This is a genomic window from Mycobacterium sp. (assembly GCF_036273375.1).
Taxonomy (GTDB): Bacteria; Actinomycetota; Actinomycetes; order Mycobacteriales; family Mycobacteriaceae; genus Mycobacterium.
On the sequence record NZ_DASUHS010000249.1, the window covers coordinates 14,542 to 36,197 of the forward strand.

The window sequence follows — 21,656 nt, forward strand, 5'->3', positions numbered from 1 at the left end:
ATCCATTTCACATGACGGAAAAGGGTGGCCACATGCACACGCTGACACGCCTGGGAACCTGCACGGCCGCGGTCACGCTGCTGATCACCCCGGCCTCGAGTTTGGCCATCCGGACGGCGGCCGCCGAGGGCGGCGGCACGACCGTCGCTTTCGACACCTACTTGCGGCGTTGCGATTTCAGCAAGATCAGCATCGCCCCGAAGGTGCCTGGCCCGATCCTCGGCAGTGGTTCGGCGATCGTCCGCACCAGCGGGAACCGGGCAGTCGCCGAGGTGCATCTGGTCGACGCCACCCAGCCGGGGATGCATTACGACGTCGGCCTCATTGAAGAACCCCGCCCGTCCTCGTCGACCTGCGGGCCCGGCGACCCGGGAACCGCATTTACCGGCATGGTCACCGACGGCGCGGGAAACGGAACGGCTACCGTTACCGACACCCTGCGGCCGGGCACGACGGGTGTATGGGTGATTATCGAGCGGGCGAATGCAAACTCACAGAACCCGGCGGAGTTCTATACATCCGAGTTCGTGGTACCGGTGGGGACGTAACCGCCGACGGCACGCTGCTTGACACCCGCCCCGGACGAAACAGGGACTTCGGTCCCGATCTTGACGCTTACGGCAAATGCTGCGATGGAGGTATCGAGACAAGGATCGGCTGAAAGGATGCGGTGTCGGCGTCGCACGAGGGGCCCGCTTCGTGTTACTGCCTGACGATCGGCTCGGCGCGTAGCGTCTGACACATGAGCGACTACGCCGTTGAGGCGGTGGACCGGCTGCCGTTTTCCACCGACGAGAAATCGCAGCGCTACGCGACGGAGAACTACAGCGGAGCCGTCGGGCTCAATTGGTACCTCACCGATCCGACGCTGCGGTTCACCATGGCCTACTACCTCCAGCCCGACGAATTGGGGCTGGCCGAACGCCACTTGACGCGCATCGGCGAACTGATGGGCGGCCCGGTGGCGCGGTGGGCCGACGAGACGGATCGCAATCCACCGCAGCTGCAACGCTACGACCGCTGGGGTCATGACATCAGCGAGGTCGTCATGCCGGCCTCCTTCACGCAGTCCAAGCGGGCAGTGCTGGATGCCCAGCAGGCGCTGCGAACCGAGGCGCGCGAAGCGAAGATGAGCTCGTCGCTGCCCATGTTCGCGTCGAATTATCTGCTCAACCAAGCCGATATCGGTATGGGCTGCGCGTTGGGCACCGGCGGCGGCATGGTCCAGTCGTTGGTGTCCGCCTACGCGCCGCCCGATGTGGCCGAGCACGTGCTGGCCAAATTCGCCTCCGGCGAGTGGGCGGGCGAGACGGCGCAGTTGCTGACCGAGCGCACCGGCGGCTCCGATTTGGGAGCGCTGGAGACCACCGCGACCCGCCAAGGTGACTCGTGGTTGTTGAACGGCTTCAAGTGGTTCGCGTCCAACTGCGCCGGGGAGGCCTTCGTCGTCCTGGCGAAACCCGAAGGCGCACCGGACTCTTCGCGGGGCGTCGCCAACTTCTTGGTGCTACGCACCCGCCGCGACGGCTCGCGTAACGGGGTCCGGGTCCGGCGGTTGAAGGACAAGCTGGGCACCCGCTCGGTGGCCTCGGGTGAGGTCGAATTCGTCGATGCCGAAGCGTTTTTGCTGTCCGGCGAGCCCACCGACGCCGGCGCGGGTCCGTCGGACGGTAAGGGGCTGGGACGCATGATGGAGCTGACCAACGCCGCGCGCCTGGGCATCGCCTTGTTCGGGCTCGGTAATGCGCGACGCGCTCTGGTCGAATCGCTGTGTTATGCCCGGCAACGCCGGGCGTTCGGCGACGCGCTCATCGACAAGCCGCTGATGCGGCGCAAACTCGCCGAGATGATCGTCGACGTCGAGGCCGCACAGGCGTTGGTGTTCGACGGCACCGGCGCCACCAACCATCGTCAGCCGCGCAGCATGCGTCAACGGATCGCCGTGCCGGTCACCAAGCTCAAGGTTTGCCGGCTGGGGATCACCGCGGCATCGGATGCGATCGAAATCCACGGCGGCAACGGCTATATCGAGACGTGGCCGGTGGCGCGGCTGCTGCGCGATGCGCAGGTGAACACCATCTGGGAGGGCCCGGACAACATTTTGTGTCTGGATGTGCGACGCGGGATCGAGCAGACCCGCGCGCACGAGCCGCTCCTGGCTCGGCTGCGCGATGCGGTGTCGGTCGCCGACGGCGGCGAAGCCACTCGGCTGGTCGCCGGCCGGATCGAGGATCTCGACGCGGCGATCACCGCGTGGACCAAACTCGACAGGGAGATGGCCGAGGCGCGGCTGTTTCCGCTGGCCCAATTCATGGGTGACGTCTATGCCGGTGCGTTGCTCATCGAGCAGGCGGCCTGGGAGCGGGCCACCCGCGGTGGTGAGCGCAAGGCGCTTGTCGCGCGGCTTTACACGCAGCGCTATCTCGCCGATCACGGGGCACTGCGCGGTATCGACGCCGACTCCGACGAGGCGCTGGAGCACTTCGACGAACTGTCGGACGGCGCGCTACACCTCTAGCGGTGGCTCAGCGTCGCGGGTGAACCGGTAGATGAGGCTCACCAGGCCGTTACCCACGGTGCGGGTCTTGACCAGGCGCATGTCTTTCTTACCGCTGGTGGTGCCGAAAAGGCGCTCGCCAACGCCAAGCACGAACGGGAACATCGTCATCCGCAACTCGTCGACGAGGTCGTGTTCTACCAACGTGTGCACCAGCTGGAAACTCCCGTAGACGACTATGTGCCCCTTGATCTTTCGGCGCAACGCGGTGACCGCGCATACTGCGTCGCCTGTCAGTACTGTCGTGTTGTTCCACCCAGGGTCGTGAAGCGTCGCCGACACCACGTACTTGGGCAGGCTGTTCAATCGGTCCGCCCACTGGCCCGTGCGGGATGGCCACCGCGCGCCGAAGAATTCGAAGGTCCGCCGACCCAGCAGCAGGGCCTCAGCGCCTAGCGCCTCCTCGAGTTCGACCTTGGCCCACTCTTCATGGTCCGTGTTCTCAATGTGGCCGAACCAGCCACCGACCCTGAAACCCTCGTCACCGGTCGGGTCCTGCACGACTCCGTCGAGCGAGACATTCTCGCTGACGATGATTCTTCCCATGTTTGCTCTCCTTCAGGTGGCGTTGTCAGCTACCACTAATGGAGACACCGCCCCGCGTGCCGTTGGGCCGGTGTCCATACGGCGAGGAGGTGACGCGAGGGTGCCAGTCGGCGATCTGTTGTCCAGGGCACGCGCCGGCGACGGCGAAGCCTTTCGGGAGCTGATCGAGCCGTACCGCCGGGAGCTGCAGGTGCACTGCTACCGGATGCTCGGATCCTTGCAGGACGCCGAAGACACCCTGCAGGACACGCTGCTGGCTGCCTGGCAAGGCCTCACCGGGTTCGAGGGGCGCGCCTCACTGCGCACGTGGCTCTACCGGATCGCCACAAACCGCTGCCTCAACGCCCGGCGGTCGGCACGCCGACGCCCGGCCAAGGAGTGGGACGTGCCCAATGTCGAACCGCCCGAGCCAACCCGTCTCGGTGAAGTCGTTTGGCTCGAGCCATTTCCCGACGGGCCGGAAGCTTGCTACGAGCAAACCGAATCCATCTCGCTGGCTTTCATTGCCGCCCTTCAAGTCCTGCCTCCTCGTCAGGTCGCGGTACTCGTGCTGCGCGATGTCCTCGGATTCCACACGAACGAGGTGGCCGACATGCTCGATTCGACAGTCGAATCGGTCAAGAGCGCCCTCAAACGAGCGCGCACCGGGCTGCAACACAGCCGGACCATGGACGATGACCGTCAACCGCCGCCCACCCGAGGCTCACCCGCCGAGGAGACTATCGTGGCGAAGTTCGTCCACGCGTGGGAGTCGGCCGATGTCGACGCGCTGGTGGCCCTTCTGACCGACGACGTCTTCATGTCGATGCCACCGATGCCTTTCGAATACGAAGGTCGAGACGTCGTGGCCCAGTTCTGTGCGTCTCTCTTCGACGCGGGCCGCAGATTCGACCTGGTGCCGACGCGCGCCAACGGTCAGCCGGCGTTCGGCGCCTATCTGCGTAATTCGACCGGTATCAGCTACGGGGTCGGTCTATATGTCCTTGGCCTCGCGGGCAACCGAATCTGCGCCATGACGCGCTTCGACAACAGTCTGCTGACATCGTTCGGGCTACCACGGTCGCTGATGAGGGGCGAGTCTGAACAACGACGAAACGCTTTCGAAACGCGGTAGCGCATGCGCTAGGACTTTCTGCGTCACCTCTTGCCTGAAGAGGCGCGCCCAGCGCAGGCAAGCGGACTAGATCGGGATGAGGCCGTGCTTACGTGCCGTGCGGAACCACAGTTGCTTCTCCCGCAGCAGCTTCATCGACTTGCGCAGCAGCAGCCTGGTCTGGTGCGGGTCGATGACCGCATCGATGAACCCGCGCTCGGCGGCGGTCCACGGGATCGCCATGTTGAGGTTGTAGCCCTCGATGAAGTCCTTCTTGATCTGCTGCGCCTCGGGCGTGGTCGGGTCGGGGAATCGCTTCATCAGCAGCTGCGCGGCCCCCTCCGCGCCGATCACCGCGATGCGCGCGGTCGGCCAGGCGAAGTTGAAGTCGGCGGTCAGCTGTCTCGACCCCATCACGGCGTAGGCGCCGCCGTAGGACTTGCGGACCGTGATCGTCACCTTCGGCACGTCGGCCTCGACGACCGAGTACAGGAACCGGCCGCCGCGCTTGATGATGCCGTTCTTCTCCTGCTCGGCACCCGGCAGGAAACCCGGCGTGTCCACCACGAAGACCAGCGGGATGTTGAACGCGTCGCAGAACCGGATGAATCGCGCCGCCTTGTCGGAGGCCTCGTTGTCGATCGACCCCGACAGGTGCATGGGCTGGTTGGCGATCACGCCCACCGGGTGTCCGTCGACCCGGGCGAACCCGGTGATGATGGCCGGCCCGTGTTGCGCGGCGACGTCGAGGAAGTCGCCGTCGTCGAAGATCCGCAGCAGGATCTCGTGCATGTCGTAGGCCATGTTGTCCGAGTCGGGCACGATCGAGTCGAGCTCCAGATCGGTCGGGGTCGTCTCCGGCTCGAGGCCCGGGTTGACGATCGGCGGCGCGCTGACGGCGCTCGACGGCAGGAACGACAGGAAGTCGCGCACGTACTGGAACGCCTCGGCCTCGGAGTTCACCACCTGGTGGATGTTGCCGTAGCGGGCCTGCGCATCCGAGCCGCCGAGCTCGTCGAGGGTGACGTCCTCGCCGGTGACTTCCTGGATCACGTCCGGTCCGGTGACGAAGAAGTAGCCCTGGTCGCGCACCGAGACCAGCAGGTCGTCCTGGATCGGCGAATACACCGCTCCCCCAGCGCATTTGCCGAAAATCAAGGAGATCTGCGGCACGATCCCGGACAGCGCCTCGTGGCGGCGGCCCAGCTCGGCGTACCACGCCAGCGAGGTGACCGCGTCCTGGATGCGGGCGCCGCCCGAGTCCTGGATGCCGACGATCGGGCACCCGACCATCGCGCACCACTCCATCAGCCTGGCCACCTTGCGGCCGAACATCTCACCGACGGTGCCCTGGAACACCGTCTGGTCGTGGGAGAACACCCCGACCGGCCGGCCGTCGATCATGGCGTGCCCGGTGATGCACCCGTCGCCGTAGAGCGCGTTCGGGTCGTTCGGCGTCTTGGCCAGCGCCCCGGTCTCCAGGAAGGTGCCCGGATCGACCAGCCCGTGCACGCGGGCGCGGGCGCTGGGGATGCCCTTCTTGTCGCGCTTGGCGACAGCCTTCTCACCGCCGGGTTCTTTGGCCAGTTCCAGGCGACGGTAGAGCTCGGCCAGCTTCTCGGCGGTGGTGTGCTGGATGGGAGCTGCCCCCGAAGCTGGCACGGTCTCCGTCACTACTTGCCCACCTCACTCGTCTGACTGGTTTCCGCCTCCACCTTATTCAGCACGTCCGCCAGGTGAGCACCGACCTTGCCAATGATCGGTTCGTCGATGGCCTGGATGTGCTCGCCACCGATCGGTACCACCTCGAGGTCGGCCACGAACTCGCCCCAGCCGCCGTCGGGCTGACGGACCGCATACCGCGGCTCGAACGTGATGACGTCGTCGTGGTAGCGATCGGCCATGTAGAGGGTCACGTGCCCGTCGTACGGCTCGATCTGGACGGTCTCGAGCGCCCGGTTGTCCAGGTAGGACGTCCGCTGGTGCTCGACGATGCCGCCCGGAATCTGCACGCCGCTCTGCTGGACGATGTCCAACACGAACTTGACCTGCCCCTCGTCGTCGAGCTCTTCGAGCTGCTCGTAGGGGATCGCGGGGATCTCGACGTTGAAGGTGCGCTCGGCGAACTTCGCGTACCGGTCCCAGCGCTTGCGGGTTTCCTCTTGGGTCTGCGGGATCTCCTCGCCGGCGCGCACCGTGTCGATCATCCCGACGAACCGCACGTCGGCGCCGGCCCGCTTCAGCCCGATCGCGCACGCGTAGGCCAGCGCGCCGCCGAGCGACCACCCGGCCAGGATGAACGGCTTGCCCTCGTTTATTTCCAACAGCTTCGGCACATACTGGGCGGCCCGTTCCTGCACGGTGCCCTCCACGCGTTCGAACCCGTACATCGGCGTGTCCGCCGGCAACCGGTTCAGCAGCGGCTCGTACACGACGGTCGAGCCGCCGGCTGGGTGGAACACGAACACGGGTATCTGCGAGTCGTTCTGCGGTGCTCGCAGGGTGCGGACGAAGCCGTCGATGGTGCCGGCCTCCAGGTATTGACGCACCTTTTCGGCCAGCGCCTCGATGGTCTCGGACGTCTGGACGTCCTCGGTGGTGATGGCGCCCTCGGCGCGTTCCGAGAGCCGCTGCGCCAACTTGGCCGCGGTGTCCTCGTCGAGCTTGGGCAGCGGGTTGAAGATGCCGCCCGGCGACTTGCCCGTGACGATCGCCCAGGTGGCAAAGGTGACCCGCTCGGCGGCATCACGTGGCGGCACATCGGAATTCAGTGCCTTGGCCACTGCCTCCTGGCTGAGCGCTCCCGCCAGATCCGGCTTCGCGCCGTTGGTCGCCGCACCCTTCGGGCCGGACGGATCCGTCGGCGGCGGCGGGATCGTCGCGTCCGACTGCGGCGGTGCCGGCTGGGTCTCGGGCTCCGCCTGCGGGTCCGGTGCGGGTGCAGCGGCCGATGTCGGCGTTGCCCCGCTGAGTAGTTGGGCCTGCTCCCTGGCGATCTCCTCGGCCGTCTGCGTCTTCTGGTGCTCGTGCAGCTGCTCGACCTCGTCGCGGTGCTCGATGGCGTACTCGATCAGCTTCTCGACGGCGTAAAGATTGGCGTCGCGCACGGCCGTCAATTGGATTGGCGGCATGTCGAAGTCGTATTCGACGCGGTTCTTGATCCGCACCGCCATCAGCGAGTCCAGGCCGAGCTCGATCAGCGGCACCTCCCACGGCAGGTCCTCGGGCTCGTAGCCCATGGCCGCCGACACGATCGCGCCCAGCCGGTCGGCGATGGTCTCGCCGGAATCCGGCGACCATCGGCCCATGTCGGACCGCAGGTAGCGGTTGGTCAGGCTGTCCGACAGCGTCTCGGCGTCGGGCTCATCGGCCGGCGGCTCGGATGCGGCACCTGCCGCCTCAACCGCGGCGGTCGTGGTCGGGGCGGCGATGGTCGCACCGGCGCCCACAGCCGTCGGCAACGCGGCCACACTCTGGCCCGCCCGCGACACCAACGCGTCGTAGACCAATGTGAAGGACTCGTCGATGCGGGCGTGCACCTGCACCGAGGCGCCGCCGGGGTGCCGGGTCATCGTCGTCACCAGCCGGGCGCCGGTGCCGGGCACCGCGCGCTGCTCGGACGCCACCAACTGGGCATCCGAAAGAACCTGTGTCGCAGCGGATCTCACCAAAGAGGCCAGATCAGTCTCACCGTTGCGCGGTGCATACTCCCAGACGTGGCGACCGTCCGGCAACGCGACGTGGGTCCCCGGCATGATCACCGAGCCATCGCCGGAGAAGTGCACGTCCAGCCAATGCTCTTTGCGCTTGAACCGGGTCGGAGGGATGTTCGCAAAATCTTCGGGACCCTGCGCGCGGGTGAACAAGGTGCGGATGTCCAGATCGTGGCCGTGGACGTAGAGCTGGGCCATGGTCGAGATCATCGACTCGACGTCGTCCTGCTTGCGGGCCAGCGTCGGGATCAGTTGGGCGTCATGCAGACCCGCGGCGGCGGTGGTCAGGCCGATCTGCATCAGCGCCACCGGGTTGGGCGCGAGCTCCAGGAAAGTGGTGTGGCCGCTGTCGACGGCGTTGCGCACACCGTGGGTGAAGTAGACCGAATGCCGCATTCCCTTGACCCAGTAGGCGACATCGTGGATCGGCTCGCCACCGGGCTTGATGTAGGTGCCCTCGTGCACCGTCGAGAAGATCCCGACGGTCGGGCTCAGCGGCTGAATCCCCTGAAGCTCGGCGGAGAACTCACCGAGCAGCGGATCCATCTGCGACGTGTGGCCGGCGCCCTTGGTCTGCAGCTTGCGAGCGAAGCGGCCCTCGGCCTCGCAGCGGGCGACGATCGCGTCGATCTGCTCGGGCGGACCACCGATCACGGTCTGACTGGGTGCGGCGTAGACGCACACCTCCAGGCCGGGGAAGTCGCCGAACACGGTCTTCAGCTCGTCGGCGGAGTACTCGACAAGCGCCATCAGCCGGATGTATTCGCCGAACAGCATCGCCTCGCCTTCGCCCATCAGGTGCGAGCGCGACGCGATCACGCGGGCCGCGTCCGCCAGCGGCAGTCCGCCGGCGAAGTAGGCCGACGCGGGCTCACCGAGCGACTGGCCCACTACCGCAGCGGGTTTGGCACCGTGGTGCTTGAGCAACTCGCCCAGCGCGATCTGGATCGCGAAGATGACGACGTTGCTGGTTTCGATGCCGTAGTCCTGCGAGTCGTCGAGGATCATCTCGAGCACCGAGTAACCGCGCTCGTCCTGGATCAGCGCGTCGACCTTTTCGATCCACTCGGCGAAAACCTCGTTGCGCAGGTACAGGCTCTTGCCCATCTTGCGGTGCTGCGCACCGAAACCGGCCATCGCCCACACCGGACCGCTGGTCACCGGACCGTCGGTGCTGAACACGTTGGGTCGCTGCTTGCCCTCGGCGATCGCGCGTAGGCCCTTGATGGCCTCTTCATGGTCGTGGGCCAGCACCACCGCACGCGAACGGCCGTGGTTGCGCCGCGACAGCGCCCGACCAATGGCTTCCAGCGAAGACGCCTGCCCCTCCGGGCTCTCCATCCAGTCCGCGAGCTCGGCGGCCGCAACCTTCTTGCGCGACGTCAAAAACGCTGACACCGCGAGCGGAATCAGCGGCTTGGTCGGCTCCGACTCCTCTTGTGCGGCAAGCTCTTCGGCCGCGATCGCTTTGAGGCGCAGCGCCTCGTCGGTCACGCCCGGAAGCTCGTAGGATTCCTCCTCGACCTCGGAGGGGTCGGGGATGATGTTGCCGAAGTCGTCGAACCGCAGCGAGTGGCTTTCCAGCGTGGGTGCCTCGGCCGCGTCGGCGGCCGGAGCGGCGGTGACGGGTTGCGGCTCGGCTTCGCGCTCTACGACGTCGCGGGGCAGCACCTCGCGCACCACCAGGTGGGCGTTGGCGCCACCGAAGCCGAAGCTGGACACCCCGGCCAGGGCGTAGCCACCGTAGCGCGGCCAATCGCTAGCGCTGTCGACAACTTTCAGGTGCATGCCGTCGAAGTCGATGTAGGGGCTGGGGCCGGCGAAGTTGATCGACGGCGGCAGCTTGTCGTGCTGCAACGCCAGCACCACCTTGGCCAGGCTCGCCGCACCGGCGGCCGACTCCAGGTGTCCCACATTGGTTTTCACCGCGCCCAACAGCGCAGGGCGGTCAGCGGGGCGGCCCCGCCCGACGATGCGACCCAGCGCCTCGGCCTCGATCGGGTCACCTAGGACGGTGCCGGTGCCGTGCGCCTCGATGTAGTCGACGGTGCGCGGATCGATCCCGGCGTCCTTGTAGGCCCGGCGCAGCACCTCGGCCTGGGCGTCCTGGTTGGGGGCGATCAGGCCGTTCGACCGGCCGTCGTGGTTGACCGCGCTGCCGGCGATGACGGCCAGGATCTGGTCGCCGTCGCGGCGGGCGTCGTCGACCCGCTTGAGCACGAACATGCCGCCACCCTCGGAACGGGTGTAGCCGTCGGCGTCCGAGGAGAACGACTTGATCCGGCCGTCGGGGGCCAGCACCGCGCCGATCTCGTCGAAACCGAGGGTCACCAACGGGGTGAGCAGCGCGTTGACGCCACCGGCGACCGCCACGTCACACTCGCCGTTGCGCAGCGCCTGCACCGCCTGATGCGTCGCGACCAGCGAGCTCGAGCAGGCGGTGTCCAGCGCCACCGACGGTCCGCGGAAGTCGTAGAAGTAGGACACCCGGTTGGCGATGATCGAGCTGGCGGTGCCGGTGATCGCGTAGGGGTGCGCGACGGTCGGGTCGGAGACCGCCAGGAATTGGTAGTCGTTGTTCGAGAAGCCGACGTAGACGCCGACGGCCTCGCCGCGCAGAGTCGACGCCGGGATGCGGGCGTGCTCGAGCGCCTCCCAGGTGAGCTCCAGTGCCATCCGCTGTTGCGGGTCGATGTTGTCGGCTTCGGTCTTGGCGACCGCGAAGAACTCGGAGTCGAAGCCCTTGACGTCCTTGAGGTAGCCGCCGCGGGTGCGGGCGGTCGCGACCCGCGCGGCGATGCGCGGCTCCTCGAGGAATTCCGACCACCGGCCCTCGGGCAGATCGGTGATGGCGTCGCGGCCCTCCATCAGCGCCGCCCAGGTCTCGTCCGGGGAGTTCATGTCGCCGGGCAGCCGGGTCGACAGGCCCACTATCGCGATGTCGACGCGCTCGGCCGGGCCGGTACGCGTCCAGTCGGCGCCGTCGAGCTCGTCGTCGGCGACCTCGGGTTCGCCCTCGATGATGCGGGTGGCCAGCGATTCGATGGTCGGGTGCTGGAACGCGACCGCGACCGACAGGGTCACACCGGTCATGTCCTCGATGTCGGCGGCCATCGCCACGGCATCCCGCGACGCCAAGCCCAGCTCGACCATCGGCACCGACTCATCGATGTCGTCGGGTGATTTCCCGACGGCCCGGCCCACCCAGTTGCGCAGCCATTGGCGCATCTCGGGGACGGTTGTTGGGCGCCACTTCTCCTCATCGCTGCGCTCTGCATCGTCGCCGGCGCGCATATCGACTTTTTTGGCGGGCACCTCCCCGCCTGGGCCGGGAGTGGTCTCTTCGGGATCGGTGCCGGGGTGCTCAGTGTCAGCCATGGTCCTAAGAGATTCAGTCAGTGGAGCTGGCGAAGGCCGTCGGGGAACCGACGCCGCTTCGCAGACTGCCGTCGAGGTAGGCCGCGCGGCAGGCGCGGTGCCCGATCTTGCCGCTGGAGGTGCGCGGGATCGTTCCCGACTGCACCAGCAGCAGGTCACGGACGGTGACGCCGTGGCGCACGGCGATCGCGGCCCGGATGTCGTCGGCGATGGGCTGGTAGTCCAGCTTGTGCGAGCCGGCCGCGCGCTCCGCGACGATCACCAGCTGCTCAGAGCCGTCGTCGGGGTCGTACTTGATGCCGGCGTGCGGGTTGTCGAACACTTCCTGCGGCAGCTGGTTGGCCGGCACCGAGAAGGCGGCCACGTAGCCGGTACGCAGCGCCTTGCTGGCTTCCTGCGCCGAGTACTCGAGGTCCTGTGGGTAGTGGTTGCGGCCGTCGATGATGACCAGGTCCTTGATGCGGCCCGCGATGTAGAGGTGGCCGTTGTGGTAGGTGCCGTAGTCGCCGGTCTTGACCCACATGCCGTCGTCGGGGGCACCGTCGGCGTGCGACTGGCTGATCCGCGACTTGAGGATGTTGCGGAAAACGTCGTTGGTCTCTTCTTCCTTGCCCCAGTAGCCGATGCCCAGGTTGTTCCCATGCAGCCAGATCTCGCCGATCTGACCGTCCGGCAGCTCGCTCGCGGTCTCCGGGTCGACGATGACGGCCCACTCGTCGACGCCGATGATGCCGGCGGAGACCTGCGGAACGGCCTTCGGCGAATCGGCGGGCACCTCGACGAAGCGCTGCTTGTTCAGCTCGTCACGGTCGACGTGGATGACCGTGGGCGCCTGGTCCATCGGGGTGGTGGAGACGAACAGCGTCGCCTCGGCCAGGCCGTAGGAGGGCTTGATCGCGGTCTCCCGCAGACCGTAGGGCGAAAACGCGTCGTAGAACTTGCGCATCGACGCCGGGGACACCGGCTCGCTGCCGTTGAGGATCGCCTTGACGTTGCTCAGGTCCAAGGGCGGCTCACCCTCCTTGGGCACCCCGCGGACCGCCGCGTGCTCGAACGCGAAGTTCGGCGCCACGGTGATGACTTCGCAGTCCGGGGCGTCCTCGGGCTTGCGCGCCATCTCGCGGATCCACCGGCCGGGCCGGCGCACGAAGGCGGCCGGCGTCATGAAGGTGAATTTATGACCGACCACCGGTGACAGCAGCGCGGTGATCAGCCCCATGTCGTGGAAGAACGGCAGCCAGGACAGGCCGCGGTCGGCCTCTTTTCCCTCCAGGCCGTTCAGCACCTGCAACACGTTGGTGGGCAGGTTGAGGTGGGTGATCTCCACACCGGTCGGGGTGCGGGTGGAGCCGGAGGTGTACTGCAGGTAGGCGATGGTGTTCTCGTCGGCCTCCGGCGGCACCCAGGTGGATGCGACCTCGTTGGGCACCGCGTCGACGGCGATGACGCGGGGGCGCTCCTTGGCCGCACGGGCGCGGATGAACTTGCGGACGCCCTCCGCGGCCTCGGTGGTGGTCAGAATCGTCGACGGGGTGCAGTCGTCGAGCACGGCGTGCAGGCGGCCGACGTGGCCGGGCTCGCTCGGGTCGAACAACGGCACCGCGATCCGGCCGGCGTACAGCACGCCGAAGAGTGCCACGAGGTAGTCCAGGTTCTGCGGGCAGAGCACGGCGATGCGGTCGTCGGGCTGGGTGACTTGCTGCAGCCGGGCGCCGACTGCGCGGTTGCGGGCGCTGAACTCCGACCAGGAGATGTCGCAGGCGACGCCGTCGCGCTCGGTGGAGAAGTCCAGGAACCGGTAGGCGAGCTGGTCGCCGCGAACCCTCGCCCACTTCTCAACGTGCTTGACCAAGTTCGTGTTGGCGGGGAACTTGATCTTTCCATTCACGATGAACGGGTTGTGGTACACCATGCCGCTCTCCTGTCCCACCTGTTTTTGGTCGGCTCCGCCGACGTTTGGTTCCTAGGTCGGCTCCGCCGACGGCTTCGTTCTTCAGCCGGCTATGCCGACGGTTACATGTCTAATCACGCGCGCCAGACCTCGCACGGCACCCGTTGGGGAGCGCCGGTGATGTGCCAGCCCCAGCCAGCATCCACCCAGACCGGGTGCGCGACAAAGGTCCGATAGCTCTTAAATTCCTCTTAATGTTACGGGGCTGCCTGCGGCAGACCAAATCACAAGGTACCGCTGATCGACATCGGCAACCGCTACCTGACGCTTGTGTCCCGCCGCCCCGATCATCCGTGTTTTGGTTGTGGCGCATTTGCGATCAGACCGTGAGCCCAGTTGAGCGTCCAATCGGTCGCCGGTGCCCCGTCGATGCTCCAGCACTGCGTCGTGGCGTACAGCGCGTGAACCGGCTGACCGGCCCCGCCGGCCAAGGTGTTCAGCGTGGCCGGCAGGTTCGCGATGCTGAACGCCTCCTCCGGAGCGGCGCAGATCAGGTCGCCAGGCGCGCAGATTTCATTGGTCTTGCCGTTCAGGTCGCCGAAACCGCCCGGGCGCTCACCGGTCATGGTCAGGCCCATTCCGGACAGGATGGGCACCTCGTGCAAGGTGATCTCGGCGCCCTGCCCCGGCGGGTTGGGCCCGATGTCGTTGCCGACTCCCGTCTGGCGACGACCATCAGCGATCAACGTCACACCCAACACCAGGTCGTCGTCGACGGGTCCGCGCCCGTTGCCGATATCGCTGGCGATGTCGCCCATGATCACCGCGCCCTGCGAAAAGCCCATCAACACGTAACTGGTCAGCGGGCACTTGGTGTTCATGTCGGTCATCGCCTGCACCGTCGCGCGGGTGCCTTCGGCCCGGCTGGCGTTGTAGGACATCTGCGTGTCGCCACTCAGCGGATTGTGGAACTGCGCGGTGTACGGAGTGGTGTACGCCTGCACCCGCGACGACGGGAACTCCTGGGTGAGGCTCGCGGTCGCCTTGTGCAGCAGCGCATTGGGAAATTGGAGGGGGTTGCCGGGGTCGTCCTGCACGGCGGACTCCCACGTGCCGGGAACGTTGACCAGCAGCACGTCGGGGCAGGAAGCATCCTGAGACGCGGGTCGCGGCTTGTGCGGGTGCGTCGTCGTCGACGACGGGGGCAGTACCCCGGGCGGGACCGCGCTGGGCTCAGACTCGTGCCCGCGCAGTAAGGTCACCGCGGCCAAGATGCCCAACAGGACGACCGCAGCGACCGACAGTGCGGCGATCCAGGCGAGGGTGCGTTGCCGCTTACGCCGCGCGCTCTTAGCCATGTTCTCCTGCCAGCAGAGTCAGTGGATCGCAGCTACGCGGTCCTCCCGACCCCTGCTGCACCCCCTACACGGTACCGGCTCGGCTGGGTGGGCCAGCCGTGCAGTGACCCGCCGGATCAGCCGTGCAGCGACCCGTTCCCCGCAAGCGGGAGGTACCCCCGGCGCCCGGCTCCGCCGCGCTTGCGATCGCTGCTAGCGAATGGCGCCGACGACTTCACCCGACATCGCCCCGAGCTGCCCCGACCACGAACCCCAGCCGTTGTCGCCGCCGCCGGGGAAGTCGAAGTGGCCGTTGTGTCCGCCGTTGCTGCGGTACTGCTGATAGAACTCCCGCGAACCGCCCATCGCCGCGCCGGCCTGGCCGATCATCGCGGCGTCGTCGCCGCCCATGTTCGTCGGGCTGTAGACCCAGACGCGGGTGTTGTTCTGCGCCAGCAGCGAGGCGTGCACGTAGGGGTCGTGCCACTTCCACCGGCCCAGCTGCGGGGCTCCCCACATGCCGTTGCCATCGACGCCGCCGAACTGCTGCAGGCCGGCCAGGATCGCGCCGTTGTAGTTGGTGCTCGACGGGTAGAGGAACCCGGACAGCGATCCGGCGAAGCCGAAGCGGTCGGGGTGGAAAGCGGCCAGCGCCATCGCACCATAGCCACCCTGCGAGGCGCCGACGGCTGCGTGGCCGCCGGGCGCCAGGCCCTTGTTGGCGGCCAGCCAATCGGGCAGCTCGCTGGACAGGAAGGTGTCCCACTGCTTGCTGCCGTCCTGCTCCCAGTTGGTGTACATGCTCCACGCGCCGCCGGCCGGGGCCACCACCGAGATGCCCTTGCCGCCGAGCGTGTTCATCGCGTTACCGGCGGTGACCCAGTTACTCACGTCAGGGGCCGCGTTGAAGGCGTCAAGCAGGTAGACCGCGTGCGGGCCACCGGCCATGAAAGCCACCGGAATGTCGCGGCCCATCGCCGCCGACGGAACCATCAGGCTTTCGTAGCCTGCCGCCCTGGCTTTGCCGGCAGTTGCCGCGGTCTGTAGCGCGACGGCCAACCCGACCGAAAGCATGGCTACGCAGAACACCCGGAAAAGCGCCGACATACCCCGCACAACCGTCATGTCCACCCTCCATCGTGTAGTCGCTGAAAGCAGATTAGCCAGGGCCGTGGTTCGCCCGCGCGCCGGGTAGTGAAACAAGTCACACACGCCGCAAACAACAAGCGGCGGAAACCCCGAAGGGTTCCCGCCGCTCGTCGTACTACTTGGCGTGTTTAGGTGCCCTGGCCGTTACCCGCGTTGGTGGTCGCGGCGGTGGCCGGACCCGCACCCGGGGTGGCGCCCAGCACCGACTGCAGCTCAGGCTTCATCGCCTGCAACTGCGCGCCCCAGTAGGGCCAGTCGTGGGTGCCGTTGGCGTCGAAGTTGAACACGGCGTTCTGGCCGCCCGCGGCCTTGTAAGCGTCCTGGAACTTCAGGTTGCTGGTCCGCACGAAGCCCTCGAGGAACTTCGCGGGCAGGTTGTCGCCACCGAGGTCGGACGGCTTGCCGTTACCGCAGTAGACCCAGATGCGGGTGTTGTTCGCGACGAGCTTGCCGACCTGCAGCGACGGGTCGTTGCGCGCCCACGCCGGGTCCTCCTTGGGTCCCCACATGTCGGCGGGCTTGTAACCGCCCGCGTCGCCCATGGACAGGCCGAGCAACGACGGCCCCATGCCCTGCGACGGGTCCAACAGCGCCGACAGCGAGCCGGCGTAGACGAACTGCTGGGGGTGGTACGCGGCCAGGATCAGCGCCGACGAACCGGCCATCGACAGACCGACGACAGCGCTGCCGGTCGACTTGACCTGCTTCTCGCTCTGCAGGTACGCAGGCAGCTCGCTGGTCAAGAAGGTTTCCCACTTGTAGGTGGTGCAGCCGGCCTTACCGCAGGCGGGCTTGTACCAGTCGGAGTAGAAGCTGGACTGGCCACCGACCGGCATGGCAACCGAGATCCCGGACTGGTTGTACCACTCGAAAGCCGGGGTGTTGATGTCCCAGCCGTTGAAGTCGTCCTGCGCGCGCATCCCGTCGAGCAGGTACAACGCCGGCGAGTTGGCGCCACCGCTCTGGAACTGAACCTTGATGTCGCGGCCCATCCCGGCGGAGGGAACCTGCAGGTATTCCACCGGCAGACCCGGGCGAGAGAAGGCCCCGGCGGTCGCCGAGCCTCCGACGGCACCAATCAGGCCCGAGAGCAGCGTCGCACCCGCGGCCGCCACGACGAGCCGGCGCGGCATACCCGCCACGGCGCCGCGCAATCTGTCGACAAGCGTCATCCTTGCTTCCTCATCCTTCTTGCGGCTTTTCGGCGCATTTCACCGATCGGTCGCTTTCTTGATTGGGTCGAACTGCCTGCGTGTACCCGATTGCAGGGCGTCTCCTCGGACCATCTCGGCCCGCATCGTCGCCGCGCGAAGCGCAGCAGTGCCCGTGTAGTCAACCACACCTTATAGCGTTCAGCCGCATCGAGGCACGTGCACCAACCGTCGAGCAGCCCTCCCACCCAGCGGCTTTCAATTCATACATGTGTCGAAAGGCGGTGTTTTCACATGTGCTTGACGGCCGTTGCCAGCTGGTGAGGGGCCAAATGTGATGTTGCTGCCATTTTTTCGCGACCGGGGCGCTGTGATTTGTTCGGCGTTTGCCGAAATTTCTTCTGCGCGACGCTTACTCGCGAGGCGGCGGCGGCACCTCTGCGGGTAACGGCAGCCCACACCGGGCCAGTTCGTAGCGCGGCACCCGGTCGATCCGGTACTTGGTGAACTGGAAGGAATTCACCAGGTTGGACATGAAGCGGTGCGGGGTCATCGGTGCGCGCACCGAGCTGAGCACCGCCTTCGTCTCCGGGCACTGCAGCGCCGAGACGGCCTCTGCAACCCACTGCGCATCCAGGTAGCCCGGAATCCCCGGAGGCAACTTCACCCAAGGGCCGTCGGCGATCACCCAGTCGGGAAAGAGGTTCTTGTCGTGCCCGATGCGGCCGTGCTTGAGCCGTTCTGTGTGTTGCGCGAGCGGATTTGCCAAACCGATCTGATCGATCACCCTGACATCGAGCCCTACGTTCATGCCGACCATGCCCAGGTTGGTGAAAAACACCGCATGCTGGGGTTTTTGCGGGGACTTTTCGCCCGGGGGCGGCTGGGCCATCGGCACCAGGTCCCACTGGATGTAATTGCCCGACGGCAGCAGTAGCGCCCCTTCGGGAGTGTTGTTCAGGGCCGTCAGGATGGCTGCCATCCGCGGATAGCCCAGGTAGTCCGCGGCGGTGAGCGGATGCGCGTGACCAGTGGCCTGGGCATAGAAGCGGCGTTCGTCGACGATCCCGGAGTAGGTGACGTGGGTGGCATCGTCGCCCATCCCCGGCGAATTCGCCGCCCACAGCGTCCACCCGGCCAGTCCCAGCCACAACGCGCCGGCCGCGCCGGCCACCCAGTTACCGGTCTCCCGCGAATAGTCCTGGCCGTCGGGGACGGCGATGGGGACGACGGCGACCGGAGCCAGCAGACAGAACAGCGGAGCCAGCAGCACCCGGGCGTGCATGAAGTCGCCGCCTTGCCGGATCCAGTAGAGGGCCTGCAACAGACCGCTGATCAGTACCCACGCCACCACCGCCGGCGGACTGTGCACGGCACGGGCCACCCGCCCGTAGTTGGGCGCCATCGCGGGGCGCAGGAACGACGGCCGCCGGCGGGCGGCGAACAGCAGCACGCCCAGCGGTACGAGGAGCACCAGGGGTATCCACACCGCATACGGCGCGTCGAAGTTGAAGAGGTAGATCATGCCCTGGGACCACTTGTCCCCGGCCGCGTCCTTGGCCAGGGCGGTGCCGGGCACCAGCAAGCCGTAATAGCCCATCCGGAAGATCTCGTAGGCGACCGGCACGAAACCCCCGGCCACCACGATCAGCACCCTGCGACGCCAGGTCCGGGCGGCGACGAGCATCATGATCAGCGCCAAGCCGCCCATGAGCGCCAGCTCCGGCCGGACCAGCACACTGAACCCGGCAACGAATGCCAGCAGGCCGACGAACACCCTGTTATCCGCGCGGTTGCGCACCGGCTGCGCCCAGCAGACCATCATCCACCACAACAGCCCGAGATACGCCAGCGCCAAGCCGCTCTCCAGACCGGACGTGGCGAAGTCCCGCGCCGGCGGCAGCGCGATGTACACCAGCGCGCCGGCGGGCAACATGATGGCCTTGCGGCCCCGCAGGCTCGGCGCGTACAGCCGCGCGGCGCCGAGCATCAGCAGCGCCACGCCCACCACCGAAAGCGTCAGCGCGAGCGCGAGGGCCACGTATTCCATTTGCACCGCACCGCCGACCCAGCTACCCACATACATCAGATAGGTCCAGGCGGTGGACGTGTTGGCCTCGACCCGCTCGCCCTGGTTGAACACCGGCCCGTTGCCGGCAAGCAGATTGCGCACCGTGCGCAGCACGATGAGGCCGTCGTCGGCGATCCACCGGCGCTGCCAACTCCCCCAACCGAACAGGACGGCGACCAACGCCACGCTGATCCACAGGCTGACCCGCACCATGGTGGTGTACGGAAACACCGGCCAGCCGGGCCGCCTGATCACCGGCCGGCTGCGCATCATCCGCGCTTTGAGAGCCTGCAGTTCGGGGCTAACCGAAGGCAACGGCGGCTCCGACTGTTGCGATCCACGCCAGGAACAGCAGCTGCAGCACCCGGTCGCGCAGCGCGATGTCTTCGGGTTCGCCGGCCAGCCCGCCGTCCACGTCGACCGCGTAGCGCAGGATCGCGATGGTGAACGGGACCATGGAGACCGCGTACCAAGACCCCGAGTGGTGACCTCGCTCGAACGCCCACAAGCCGTAGCACATCACCACCGCGGTGGCTGACAGCGTCCAAACGAATCGCAGGTAGGTGCTGGTGTAGCTCTCCAGTGACTTGCGGATCGCCGCGCCGGTGCGCTCGGCCAACTGCAATTCCGCATAGCGCTTGCCGGCCACCATGAACAGCGACGCGAACGCCGCCGAGAGCAAAAACCATTGCGAAAGCGGGATTTTGGCAGCCACACCGCCCGCGATGGCGCGAAGTAGATACGCCGAGGAAACGATGCAGATGTCAAGCACCGCTTGGTGTTTGAGGCCGAAGCAGTACGCCAGCTGCATGCCGAGGTAGACGGCCATCACCAGCGCCAGGTTCGGCGTCACCGTCCACGCGATGCCCAGCGAGGCCACGCCCAGCAGCACGGCCACGACGTAGGCCAGCCACGCGGGCACCACGCCCGCCGCGATCGGGCGGAATCTCTTGGTGGGATGTTCGCGGTCGGCCTCGACGTCGCGCGCATCGTTGATCAGATAGATCGAGGACGCCGCCAGACTGAACACCACGAACGCATACCCCACTTGGGTGAGCATCTGGCCGTAGTCGTACCGAATACCACTGCCCAGCCCGGCCACCGGCGCCGCCAGCACCAAAACGTTCTTCACCCACTGCCGCGGGCGTAACGCCTTGATCACCCCGGTGACCAGGTTGCCGGGCGGTCGCGTCACGACGTCCTCACTCATTCGGCTCCACCTCTTGCGACCTCTCGTGCGCGGCGTGCGATCGCCGCAACGACGGCACCGAGGGCGATGCCGAACGCCACGTCGCTGGGGTAATGCACGCCCAGCAGCATCCGCGACAACGCCATCGGGGGCACCAAGACCGCTGGCAGCGGCAGACCAGTGATCCGGCCCATCAGAATCGCCGCGGCGGTGGTCGAAGTGGCATGTGCGGACGGGAAACTCAGTTGGCTAGGCGTGCCGACGTTCACCACGACGGCGGGATCGTACGGCCGCTTGCGGCGCACGATCCGCTTGACGATGACGGCGGCGGCGTGTGCGGCGAACGCCCCTGCCCCGGCCACCAGCCAGTCCGCCCGCCACTTCGGTGAAAGCACCGCTCCGAGGGCGGCGACGGCCACCCAGCCGATGCTGTGCTCACCGAAGTGGGACAGTGCACGCGCCACGGGTAACGCCCCGGGACGATCACTCAATGCAGCCTGGACGGCGACCAGCGCGGCCACCTCGCCACGCGGCGCCTGTGCGGCAGCGGCCTCATGCATGTTCTGCAGCTGGCAGCAACGCCGTCTCCCACTTCTGCTTGCTGGACAACACGGGCAGCGCGTCGCGGTACACCCGGCGCATCTCGTCGAACCGGCTGACTAGCTGACGTTGACGGCGCAGCGATGCGAACAACAGCGAGAACATCTTTCGCCGGTCCCGCTGGCGGTAGACCACGCCGCAACCGTCGGCCGTGGTGACCGTCACGCCGTCGACCGTGCACAGCCGGAACCAGCGCGCATCCTGCGTCGGCACGTTGAACTCCGGCCGCGCGTGGGAGCCCGTATCGGCCTTGGTCATGTTGTGCAGGATTCCGCGGGCCAGCCGGTAGCTGATCGACACCGGGTCCACCGGCGGCTTCATCGCCTTGGTCTTGTGCTGGGGCGAAGCGAGTTCGCTGGCCGCCGGCAGCACGACCGCGTCCGGGAATTCCTTGCGCAGCCGATGTACTTCCGGCAGACCCGATTCCAGGATCGAGAAGATGTGTTCGGGCCCGGCGAGGAAGTCGTCGATGGCGCGGTTCTGAATCGCGACGGTCGAATACTCAAGGCAGGAAAGGTGTTTCAACGTCGCCTTGAGGTGGCTGCGGACCAGACCGGTGATGTCGCCATCCCAGTGTAATGCCGCCACCACCAGCCGGTTGCGCAGGTGGAAGTAAGCCTGCCAGTCGATGGCGTCGTCCTTGTCGCTCCAGGCCATGTGCCAGATCGCGGCGCCGGGCAGCGTGACGGTCGGATAGCCGTGCTCACCGGCGCGCAGACCGTACTCGGCGTCGTCCCACTTGATGAACAGCGGCAGCGGCTGGCCCAATTCCTCGGCGACCTGGCGCGGGATCATGCACGTCCACCAGCCGTTGTAGTCCACGTCGATGCGCCGGTGCAGCAGCTGGCTGCGAGGGTTATTGTCGCTCAACGGATATTCGGCGAAGTCGTGGTCGTACTCGGCGAGCGGCGCGGCGGTCCACATGAAGTTCGACTGGTTGACGACCTCACCCATGATGTGCAGGTGTGAGGGCTCCTGCAG

At 67.0% G+C, this 21,656-nt stretch carries 14 protein-coding genes; 3 read left to right on the forward strand and 11 right to left on the reverse strand.

Going from position 1 to position 21,656, the window contains the following annotated elements; all coding sequences use genetic code 11:
• Positions 1-32 precede the first annotated feature (32 nt).
• Both VFW69_RS22100 and VFW69_RS22105 read left to right on the forward strand, forming a co-directional pair.
• Positions 33-548 carry a hypothetical protein gene (locus VFW69_RS22100; RefSeq protein WP_526504606.1) on the forward strand — a complete coding sequence of 172 codons (516 nt, stop codon included), beginning with the start codon at positions 33-35 and terminating at the stop codon, positions 546-548.
• 194 nt (positions 549-742) lie between these two features.
• Entirely contained in the window at positions 743-2,518 is a 1,776-nt protein-coding gene (locus VFW69_RS22105; RefSeq protein ID WP_526504608.1) for an acyl-CoA dehydrogenase family protein, read from the forward strand.
• Here VFW69_RS22105 and VFW69_RS22110 read toward each other — a convergent pair.
• Positions 2,507-3,103 carry a dihydrofolate reductase family protein gene (locus VFW69_RS22110; protein ID WP_526504610.1) on the reverse strand — a complete coding sequence of 199 codons (597 nt, stop codon included), beginning with the start codon at positions 3,101-3,103 and terminating at the stop codon, positions 2,507-2,509. The two genes, VFW69_RS22105 and VFW69_RS22110, sit on opposite strands and share 12 nt — an antisense overlap.
• A 100-nt stretch (positions 3,104-3,203) precedes the next feature.
• Here VFW69_RS22110 and VFW69_RS22115 point away from each other — a divergent pair, with 100 nt between their 5' ends.
• Positions 3,204-4,217 carry an RNA polymerase subunit sigma-70 gene (locus VFW69_RS22115; RefSeq protein ID WP_526504612.1) on the forward strand — a complete coding sequence of 338 codons (1,014 nt, stop codon included), beginning with the start codon at positions 3,204-3,206 and terminating at the stop codon, positions 4,215-4,217.
• Between the two features lie 66 nt (positions 4,218-4,283).
• On the opposite strand, the gene VFW69_RS22120 is transcribed toward VFW69_RS22115, so the two are convergent.
• From VFW69_RS22120 to VFW69_RS22165, 10 genes are all read right to left on the reverse strand, one after another.
• Positions 4,284-5,858, reverse strand: coding sequence for an acyl-CoA carboxylase subunit beta (locus tag VFW69_RS22120; protein WP_526504628.1), 1,575 nt, complete (start codon positions 5,856-5,858; stop codon positions 4,284-4,286).
• 11 nt (positions 5,859-5,869) lie between these two features.
• Complete coding sequence (gene pks13 / locus VFW69_RS22125; protein ID WP_526504630.1) at positions 5,870-11,203, reverse strand: polyketide synthase Pks13; 5,334 nt, start codon at positions 11,201-11,203, stop codon at positions 5,870-5,872.
• Positions 11,204-11,300: 97 nt separating this feature from the next.
• A complete protein-coding gene (gene fadD32, locus VFW69_RS22130) occupies positions 11,301-13,199 on the reverse strand; it encodes a long-chain-fatty-acid--AMP ligase FadD32 (protein WP_526504614.1) in 1,899 nt (632 codons plus the stop codon).
• 326 nt (positions 13,200-13,525) lie between these two features.
• Positions 13,526-14,536 (reverse strand): carboxylesterase Culp6, encoded by a 1,011-nt coding sequence (gene culp6 / locus VFW69_RS22135; RefSeq protein ID WP_526504616.1) that lies wholly within the window; start codon positions 14,534-14,536, stop codon positions 13,526-13,528.
• Positions 14,537-14,728: 192 nt separating this feature from the next.
• Positions 14,729-15,631: an alpha/beta hydrolase gene (locus VFW69_RS22140; protein WP_526504632.1), complete on the reverse strand. Its 903-nt coding sequence runs from the start codon at positions 15,629-15,631 to the stop codon at positions 14,729-14,731.
• Positions 15,632-15,792: 161 nt separating this feature from the next.
• Positions 15,793-16,836: a diacylglycerol acyltransferase/mycolyltransferase Ag85A gene (gene ag85A, locus VFW69_RS22145; protein ID WP_526504618.1), complete on the reverse strand. Its 1,044-nt coding sequence runs from the start codon at positions 16,834-16,836 to the stop codon at positions 15,793-15,795.
• 391 nt (positions 16,837-17,227) lie between these two features.
• Positions 17,228-19,201: a terminal beta-(1->2)-arabinofuranosyltransferase gene (gene aftB / locus VFW69_RS22150; RefSeq protein WP_526504620.1), complete on the reverse strand. Its 1,974-nt coding sequence runs from the start codon at positions 19,199-19,201 to the stop codon at positions 17,228-17,230.
• A complete protein-coding gene (locus VFW69_RS22155; protein WP_526504622.1) occupies positions 19,188-20,096 on the reverse strand; it encodes a decaprenyl-phosphate phosphoribosyltransferase in 909 nt (302 codons plus the stop codon). The genes aftB and VFW69_RS22155 overlap by 14 nt, the downstream gene beginning before the upstream one ends.
• Entirely contained in the window at positions 20,093-20,635 is a 543-nt protein-coding gene (locus tag VFW69_RS22160; RefSeq protein ID WP_526504624.1) for a phosphatase PAP2 family protein, read from the reverse strand. The genes VFW69_RS22155 and VFW69_RS22160 overlap by 4 nt, the downstream gene beginning before the upstream one ends.
• On the reverse strand, positions 20,628-21,656 hold a 1,029-nt coding region (locus tag VFW69_RS22165; protein ID WP_526504626.1), incomplete at its 5' end, for a glycosyltransferase family 2 protein. The genes VFW69_RS22160 and VFW69_RS22165, both read right to left, overlap by 8 nt.